This window comes from Streptomyces anatolicus (assembly GCF_019400875.1).
Taxonomy (GTDB): domain Bacteria; phylum Actinomycetota; class Actinomycetes; order Streptomycetales; family Streptomycetaceae; genus Streptomyces; species Streptomyces anatolicus.
On record NZ_WMBF01000291.1, the window covers coordinates 1 to 8010 of the forward strand.

Annotated in this window: 7 protein-coding genes and 1 pseudogene; 1 reads left to right on the forward strand and 7 read right to left on the reverse strand. The window is 70.5% G+C overall.

Translation table 11 applies throughout. The features are described from left to right. From GKQ77_RS22480 to GKQ77_RS33530, 6 genes are all read right to left on the reverse strand, one after another. The coding region (locus tag GKQ77_RS22480; RefSeq protein ID WP_372459955.1) for a lipopolysaccharide biosynthesis protein at positions 1 to 1792 on the reverse strand (1792 nt) is incomplete at its 3' end. After that, positions 1785 to 2597 (reverse strand): polysaccharide deacetylase family protein, encoded by an 813-nt coding sequence (locus GKQ77_RS22485; RefSeq protein WP_219690739.1) that lies wholly within the window; start codon positions 2595 to 2597, stop codon positions 1785 to 1787. The genes GKQ77_RS22485 and GKQ77_RS22480, both read right to left, overlap by 8 nt. Next, entirely contained in the window at positions 2594 to 3613 is a 1020-nt protein-coding gene (locus GKQ77_RS22490) for a glycosyltransferase family 2 protein (protein WP_219690740.1), read from the reverse strand. Before GKQ77_RS22490 ends, GKQ77_RS22485 begins: the two co-directional genes overlap by 4 nt. Continuing rightward, the gene (locus GKQ77_RS22495) at positions 3610 to 4443 is read right to left on the reverse strand and encodes a glycosyltransferase family 2 protein (RefSeq protein ID WP_219690741.1); all 834 of its coding nucleotides are present in this window, start codon (positions 4441 to 4443) and stop codon (positions 3610 to 3612) included. The genes GKQ77_RS22490 and GKQ77_RS22495 overlap by 4 nt, the downstream gene beginning before the upstream one ends. A 361-nt stretch (positions 4444 to 4804) precedes the next feature. Next, the gene (locus GKQ77_RS22500) at positions 4805 to 5905 is read right to left on the reverse strand and encodes a GNAT family N-acetyltransferase (RefSeq protein ID WP_219690742.1); all 1101 of its coding nucleotides are present in this window, start codon (positions 5903 to 5905) and stop codon (positions 4805 to 4807) included. Position 5906: 1 nt separating this feature from the next. Further along, positions 5907 to 6416: a hypothetical protein gene (locus GKQ77_RS33530; RefSeq protein ID WP_258021762.1), complete on the reverse strand. Its 510-nt coding sequence runs from the start codon at positions 6414 to 6416 to the stop codon at positions 5907 to 5909. A 235-nt stretch (positions 6417 to 6651) separates the two neighbouring features. Between GKQ77_RS33530 and GKQ77_RS22510 the strand changes: the two genes are divergently transcribed. Continuing rightward, positions 6652 to 7461 (forward strand): SGNH/GDSL hydrolase family protein, encoded by an 810-nt coding sequence (locus tag GKQ77_RS22510; RefSeq protein ID WP_219690743.1) that lies wholly within the window; start codon positions 6652 to 6654, stop codon positions 7459 to 7461. On the opposite strand, the pseudogene GKQ77_RS22515 reads toward GKQ77_RS22510, so the two are convergent. Then, positions 7445 to 8010, reverse strand: a pseudogene (locus GKQ77_RS22515) (serine/threonine protein kinase); the annotation flags it as partial. The gene GKQ77_RS22510 and the pseudogene GKQ77_RS22515 overlap by 17 nt on opposite strands.

An 8010-nucleotide genomic window follows, 5' to 3' on the forward strand; every position in this document is an offset into this window, starting at 1 on the left:
GTTCCGAGGGCGGCGGCTGCCCCGGCCCCTCCCGCTTCGTCACGCTCTCCTCGGCATGGGGCGTCTCGGCGAGGGACGCCTCGGAGGCGGATGGCTTCCCGGCCACGGACGCCTCGGAGGCCGACGCTTTCGCGCCCACGGACGCCTCGGAGGCCGACGGCCCGGCGGCTGGGGTTCTCAGCGCCCAGGTGGGCCGGTGCTCCATGTCGTCCGCCTCGCTCTTGGGGCCGGGCCGCACATCCGGCCTGCGCTCCTGGTGTTCGAAGTCGAGCTGCACGGCCAGCTGGAGGGTGTCCGAGTCCAGTGACTCCCGCAGTGCCCACGCGGGCCCGTGCTGCTCCTTGCGCCCGGCGCCCTCGGCCCGCCCCGCGGGTGCGTCCGGCGTCCCGAGGTCGGCGAGGTCCCCGTCGGTGGCCGCGCCATGGCCCGGCGGCCCGCCGGCGGGAGCCGCCCGCATCACGCGGTACAGCTTGGGCGCCGCGATCGCCACGATCACCGCCAGGCTGGAGATCTCCGCGATACCGGCGCCCGCCAGCCCCATCCGAGGCAGCAGGATCAGCGTGAGGGAGAGGACCAGGACGCACAACAGGCCCTGGAGCCAGGCGATCCCGGACGTCTTGCTCTGCGCCCGCCGCACCGCGAAGTACGTCTCCATGACGACCCGCAGCAGCGCCCCCACCACGAACCAGCGCAGCAGCGGCGTGGCGGCGTCCGCGTACCCCTGGCCGAACATGCGAAGGACGAGCGGCGCGGCCAGGAAGAGCACGGCGCACACCGGCAGCATGATGATCGCCATCCGCCGCAGCGCGGCACGGGTGTTGGCGGCGAGCAGCGCCGGGTCGTGCGCGCCCTCGACGGTCAGTGAGGCGCCCATGTTGATGGCGAGGAGGTTGACGGTCCCGCCGATGGTGGTGGTGATGTAGAAGTACGCGTTGTCGACCGAGCTGACCTGCGAGGCGACGATCACCGGGACGAGGTAGACCACGGCGAGCGAGAAGAGCGAGCCGGTGTAGTCACCCGCGAGGAAGCGGCCGATCTCGCGCAGCGTCGGCGGTTTCGTCCGGCCCGCGGTGGCCTTCACATGGCGGGGCACCAGACGCCGGAAGACCAGCCAGCCGAGCGGGATCACCGATATGAGGATGGAGGCGACCCAGGAGACGAAGACACCGGCGGTGGGGATCGCCGCGGCCATCGCGATGAGCAGCACGAGCTTGGCGACCGAGAAGGCGGTGTTGCCGACGGGCACCCAGAGCGCGTTGCGCAGCCCGGTCAGGACGCCGTCCTGCAAAGTCAGGACCGACCAGGCCACCACGGCGAGTACGAACCCGACGCCGTGCACGGGACCGTGCAGGAAGCGGTACGAGGGCCCCCATAAGTTGAGCGTGAGCAGGAAGACCACCGCGGCGAGCGCCACGGCCACCGAACTGCCCGCGTACGTACGGAAGATGAGCTTGCCCGTGGCGCGGCCCGCGATGGGGATGAACCGCGCCAGGGCACCGGTGAGCGTCAGGGCGGCAAGCCCCGCGAGGAGCTTCATCGCCGCGATCGCCGCCGAGCCCTGGCCGACCGCCGACTCCGAGTAGTACCGCGCGGCGGCCAGCCAGAAGCCGACACCGAGCACGCCGGAGATGCCCGTGTTGAGCATCAGCGCATAGGCGTTGCGGAACAACGGACTGCCGCCGCCCCCGCCGGGCAGGCGCATTCTGCGCGGCCTGCCGGAATTGCCGGACGGTGGCCGACCCCCCGTGTGTGTGACGGAGAAGTCGGCCTGGGCGGTGGTCGTGTCAGACACGGGAACTGATGGCCTTCCGGCGGACCTGTCGGGCTCGGCGGACCATGGTGTACCCCTTGGTCAGGGCATGGTCCCTGGCGAACATACGGGTGAGGGCACGGCCCTCCAGGAGCCGCTCGAACTCCTCGGCTCCGGTGGATCGTCGCACGGTGACCCGCCGCAGCGCGTACGGGCCCTGGGTGCGGCGGGCCAGGGTGTTGCCGACGACGACCGACTGGCCGAAGCCCGCCTCCCTCACCAGTCCACGCACCCGGCGGCTGGAGTAGCCGTACGGGTACGCGAAGGAGGCGGGCCGGATGCCCAGCTCGTCCGCCACGATGTCACGGCAGCGGCACAGCTCCAACCACAGTTTTTCGTCAGGGAGTTGATCGAGTTCGGGATGGGTGTGGCTGTGCGATCCGACCTCCACCCCCGATGCGGCCAGCTCCCGCACCTGCTCCCAGTCCAGCATGACGTCGAGGCTGCCGCCGGTGTAGTGCTCCCCGCGGAGCCAGCCCGTCGTGACGAACAGGGTGGAGGCGAAGCCGTGCTCGGCGAGCACGGGCAGCGCATGACGGTGTACGCCCTCATAGCCGTCGTCGAAGGTGATCAGGACGGGCCGCTCGGGCAGCGCCGCGCCCCGCGCGCGCCAGGCGGCGGCGAGCTGGGCGGTGGTGAGCGGGGTGAAGCCCCGCTCGCCGAGCACCTCCATCTGGTGTGCGAAGGCGTCGGGCGACACCGACAGGTCGTGCGTCGCCTCGCTCGGCAGACGCGCGATCGAGTGGTACATCAGGATCGGCACGGGTCTGCCGCTCGTCTCGCTCATGTGACAGCCCCCTCACCGCCCGTGCGGTCCACGTCTGCCGCCCTGTCGGCGATCTCCACGACGGAGAACGTGGCACCTCCCCTGCGTGCGCGGACACTGCCGAGTAAGTACCCTCCGGCCGCGGCGGCCACCCCCGCCACGATGGCGCCCGCGCGGCCCGCGCCGCCCGGCCGCCCCAGCACCGCGTCCCGCAGCCCGCGGCCCACCCCGGCGGGCAGGACGCGCGTGGTGTAGCGCCGCTCGGACTCGAGCCCCTTGCCGGCGCCGACACTCCGGGACACCAGCGCCTTCGACAGGCCCTCCGCGTACGTCCTCGAACGGAAGTAGCGGAACCGCTCCCTGGCCGCCGGCACCCGGTGGTGGATCACCGAGCGGTCGTCGATCAGCAGGACCGCGTCCGGCTCGGCGCGGGAGAGCCGGATGCAGAACTCCGTCTCCTCGCAGCCGAGCGGCCGTTTGTCGCCGTCCCGGCCGATGCCGGTCGCGAAGCCGCCCGCCACGTCGAAGGCGGAGCGCCGGAAGGAGGCGTTGCCGCCGAGGACGTTGCGCACCCGCGCGCGCCCCTCGGGATGCCCCCTGTACGTACAGCCGACGACCCAGTCGAACTCCTCGGGGAACCAGCCGGGCCGCCGTCCGGACTCCCACAGCGGCATGGTGCGCCCGCCGACGGCGAACACCCGCGGGTCCTCGTACGCCTCGGCGAAGTGGCGCAGCCACTCCCGCTCGGCGACGGCGTCGTCGTCGAGGAAGGCGATGACCGAACCGCGCGAGGCCGCGATGCCGGTGTTCCGTCCCGCCGACAGGCCGCGGGGGCCCGCGTTGGCGAGCACCCGCACCCCCTCGGTCTCCTTGTACTCCCTGGCGAGCCGGTCCAGGAGCGAGACGTTGTGATCGACCACCAGCAGCGTCTCCAGCGCCGGCAGCGACTGCGCGCCCACCGAGGCGACGGCCGCGAGGATGTCCTCCCAGCGGTCCTCGGTGTACACGCAGATGACAACGGAAATGTCTGTGGTCAAGACACCTCTCCCTGGCCCGTGCGGAAGGGTAGGCCTCGCGCCACCTTGCGCCGCCCGCCGCGCCTGCCGCGGCTCGAGCGCTCGGCGAGGATCACCTTCAGTACGCGAAGGCCGTCCCGGACGGCCCTGAGATTGCTGGTGCCGTGGATCCGCAGATACTCGTGGCTGGGGATCTCCTGCACCTTCAGCCCGGCCTTGACCACCCGGATGTTCATCAGGGTCTCGACCTCGAAGCCGGTGCAGTCGAGTTCGATCTTGTCGAGGCAGTGCCGCCAGAAGGCGTTGTAGCCGTAGCAGAGGTCGGTGTAGCGGGCGCCGAACTTGGCGTTGACGACGGAGCACAGGACGTGGTTGCCGAGCTTGCGGATCGGCGTCATGTCGTCCGTGCCGCCGCCGTTGGCGAAGCGGGAGCCCTTGGCGAAGTCGGCGCCCGAGACGAGGGCGGAGACGTAGGAGACGATTTCGTTGCCGTCGGCCGAGCCATCGGCGTCGACCATCACGATGATGTCGCCCGTGCACGCGGCGAAGCCGGTGATCAGGGCGTCGCCCTTGCCCTTGCCGAGCTGGCGGACCACCTTCACGTCCGGCCACAGCTCGCGGGCCACGGTCACCGTGTCATCGGTGGAGTTCCCGTCCACGAGAACGACCTCGTGGATCCAGTCGGGAAGTGTCTTGAAGACGTAGGGAAGATTCTCCGCCTCGTTCATGGCGGGAATCACCACACTCACCGGCGGTGTGATCGCCAAGTGTGTGGAGATCGGGCGGTATTTCCTGGAGATCTCGTCTAACGGGTCCTGGCCGGCATCCGCCGGGCGAACAAAAGAAGTCATGAGTCGGTGGTCCCTCTCGTCCGGTGGACCGCCCGCCCCCGGGCAGTCCGGTAATTGATCCGGTTCGAAAGGGGGGTACTCACTTGAGCATGCCGAAATGGATCTCCGTGCATGCCGAGTGAGCTGGCATTGCGCGGCACGTAACCCGGCTGAAGAGCGATCACCGGGCACGGCACCCCCCTACCGCGCCCCGCAACAGGCACCATCGCGATCTTGAGCCCTCCCCTGATCGCATTGCGTGCTGGGCCGTTGCGGGTGGATGTACGACGGTATTGATGATGAAGACTGTATGGCAAGACCGGGAATATGGCCTCACGTTCTGCATGATTCGAGCAATCTATGCGGTCACATTCGGACTGCTCTATTCCCTGCTCAGCGATCGGATTTTGCCCATCCGCTTGAGCAGTTTGTCGGCCGGTGCGAACAATTCCGGCCTCGACAGCACGGTGTTCCGCAGCGCCCTGACCGGAGCGCGGTGCGCCCTGTGTCCGAGAGCCACCGGATGGCGCAGTGCCACCCACCCCTCGGACACGGTGAGTTCGCGTGTCTTCAGGGAGTCCTTGTATTCCTTCTGGCCACGGCCGAGATCCAGATACGCGATCCCGTCGGCGGTGGCCGCCTCGGCCATGCGCAGATGCAGCGCGAGGCCGGGCGAGTACTTCGAGAACGCCAGGTCGTACGCCGGGAACCAGCAGGCGAGCACCCGCTCGCCGCGCAGCCCGAAGTGCGCGGCGACCGGCACGTCGGCCGCGTACAGCACCGACAGGATCCCGGCGAACGACTCGGTCCTGGTGTGGAAGAGCCGGCGCACCAGCTCCCTGATCCAGGGGTGTGCGAATCGGTCGCTGCGGCCCGTCCTGCGGTACTGGGCGGACTTCCAGGCCATCAGGGTGGCCAGGGCCCGGGGGTCGCGCTCGTCATGGACATAGCGCACCGCCCCATGGTCGCGGCCGAGCCTGCGGTCCTTGGCAAGGGTCGTGCGGGTGAACTTCGGTGAGCGTGCGCGGAGTTGGCCGAGATAGGACTCGTACCCCTCGTCGATGTCCATGACGGGGGAGGGGAAGGAGCCCCGGGCCCCCGCCTCGAACGGTTCCTGCCCGCTCACCAGATGGTCGAACTCCCACATCACGAGCCCGCAGGCCCGCAGCAGCTCCCGGGCGTCCCAGGAGAACCCCGGGCGGTGCACGAGCCCCTGGCAGTCAGAGACGCCGAGCCCGACGGCCCGGCCGACCCCGGAGACGGATCTGTGGAAGGGGAAGAACGCCGCCGGTTCGCCGCCTTCGCGTACGACGGCGATCCGCACTCCGCGCCGCGCGTGCCCCGTGGCGAGCGCGAACTCCGGGGCGAGGAATGGATTGGCCAGCTCGGGCGAGCCGTTGAGATGGGCCTTGGACTGCAGTGCGGTCCACGCCGCCCGGTCGGCGGCGGTCAGCTCGCCGGGGCGGTGCACGGTGATGTTCACGTCAGGTGGTCCGCCTTCTCGCCGTACGGCCGCGCAGGCGCACCGCCACTACCAGCAGAAGGGTGAGCGCGCTCAGCGCGGTGACGGCGACGACCCCGCCGCGCACCGACCACATGTGCAGCGCCAGCATCCCCTGCGCCACGAGGAGGTTGACCGCGACGGCGCCGGCCACGGAGGTCACGGCGCGCCCCCACGGCGCGAGCGTCCCCAGCGCGGCGGCGATCGCCGCGCCGGGCGCGGCGAGGAGGAAGAAGAGGGTGAAGGGCCCGCGCAGCGGCGACTCGAAATCGGCGAGCGCGAGCATCGCGCCGACGGCCCCCACGGCGACGGCCACGCCCGCGAGCAGCGGCAGCAGCTCCCTGCGGCGGTCCTGCCCGCTCCCGCCGGCGGAGATGTCCCCGGTGCCTTGCCCGGTGTCTATCTCGGTGTCTATCTCGGTGTCTGTCTCGGTGTGTTGCTCGATGTCATGCCCCGTGCCTGATGACGATGGCTTGAGCCTGCTGGTCTGCATTGGCGACTTTGCCCCCCGACGCGCCGGATGCCGGGCTTCAATGTCGCGCAGTCCCCGGCGGGCCGTCAAGACGCCGAGGAACCGTGCAGATGTTCCCCGCCAGACTTCCGTGGCGTGGGTGAACTCACCGTGTGCGGTGGGCAATTGATTGACGAATTCATTGACATGGACACTATCGGCGGGCGGGGGTGCGTGCTACCACGGACGTGGCGGAAACCCTGCTAAGGGAGGTTCCATGAGATTGTCCCGGACCACGGCATACCTGTCCTCGCTCCTCCTCTCCATCGCCTTCGCCCTCACCGGGGCCACGGCGGCCCAAGCGGACCAGTCGGCGGCACCCACCGGCTATGTGGCGCTCGGTGACTCCTATTCGTCGGGTGTCGGCGCCGGCAGTTACGACAGCGGAAGCGGTTCCTGCAAGCGCAGCACTCGCGCCTTCCCCGCTCTCTGGGCGGCCGCCCACTCACCCTCGAGCTTCCACTTCACCGCTTGCTCGGGCGCTCGTACGGGTGATGTCGTGGCGAACCAGCTGGGCCCGCTCGGCTCCGGCACCGGCCTCGTCTCCGTCTCCGTCGGCGGCAACGACGCGGGCTTCGCGGACGTCATGACGACCTGCGTACTCCAGTCCGAGAGCAGCTGCCTCTCCCGCATCGCCCAGGCACGCGCGTACGTCGACTCGACCCTCCCCGGCAACCTCGACAAGGTCTACTCCGCCATCAAGGCGAAGGCCCCCGCCGCTCGCGTGGTGGTCCTCGGCTACCCCCGCTTCTACAAGCTGGGCGGCTCCTGCACGGCCGGTCTCTCCGAGCGTGAGCGGGCCGCCATCAACGACGCCGCCGACTACCTCAACACGGCGACCGCCAAGCGCGCCGCCGACCACGGCTTCACCTTCGGTGATGTCACCCGCACCTTCACCGGGCACGAGATCTGCTCCGGCAGCTCGTGGCTGCACAGCGTGAACTGGCTCAACATCGGCGAGTCCTACCACCCCACGGCCGCCGGACAGTCCGGTGGCTACCTCCCCGTGTTCACCTCGGCGGCCTGACCACCGCCTGCGGGTAGCTCGCGTGCGGCGTGGCGGAGGTCCCGCCGGTCGGGGTCTCCTCCTCGCACGTGACCGCGTACGCCACCGCGTTGGAGGCCGCCTCCAAGGGCTCGCGCACCTGCACGCTGATCGAGTCGGTGTGCGTCCCGCCACCCGGGTCGTACGCCGTCTCGACGTGAGTGACCTGCCGCGTCCTGTTGCCTCCCGCGGCGAACGTCAGCGTCTTCCACCCCGGGTCGCCCGGTTCGCCGGACTCCGTGACCCAGCGGTACTCGACGGCGGCCGGGAGGCGCCCCACCGTGAACGTGGCGGTGAACGACGGCGCCTGCCCCGCCGCCGGCGGACAGGGTCCCTCGTACTGGGTGTGGGCTCCGGAGAGGTGCACCTTCACGGTCTGGGCGGGCGGAGCGGTCGTACCGCCGCCGCCCCCGTCCTCGCCCCCGTCGCCGCCATTGCCCGGGGAGCCGTCCGAGGAGTCGCCGCCGCCGTCGCCCTCGCCTCCGCCCGGGGCGCTTGCGTCCGAGCCGCCTCCGCCCGAACCCCCTGACG

Coding starts and splice junctions, on each gene's coding strand:
- GKQ77_RS22485 (WP_219690739.1), bottom strand. CDS start 2,597: ATGAGCGAGACGAGCGGCAGACCCGTGCCGATCCTGATGTACCACTCG.
- GKQ77_RS22495 (WP_219690741.1), bottom strand. CDS start 4,443: ATGACTTCTTTTGTTCGCCCGGCGGATGCCGGCCAGGACCCGTTAGAC.
- GKQ77_RS33530 (WP_258021762.1), bottom strand. CDS start 6,416: ATGCAGACCAGCAGGCTCAAGCCATCGTCATCAGGCACGGGGCATGAC.
- GKQ77_RS22510 (WP_219690743.1), top strand. CDS start 6,652: ATGAGATTGTCCCGGACCACGGCATACCTGTCCTCGCTCCTCCTCTCC.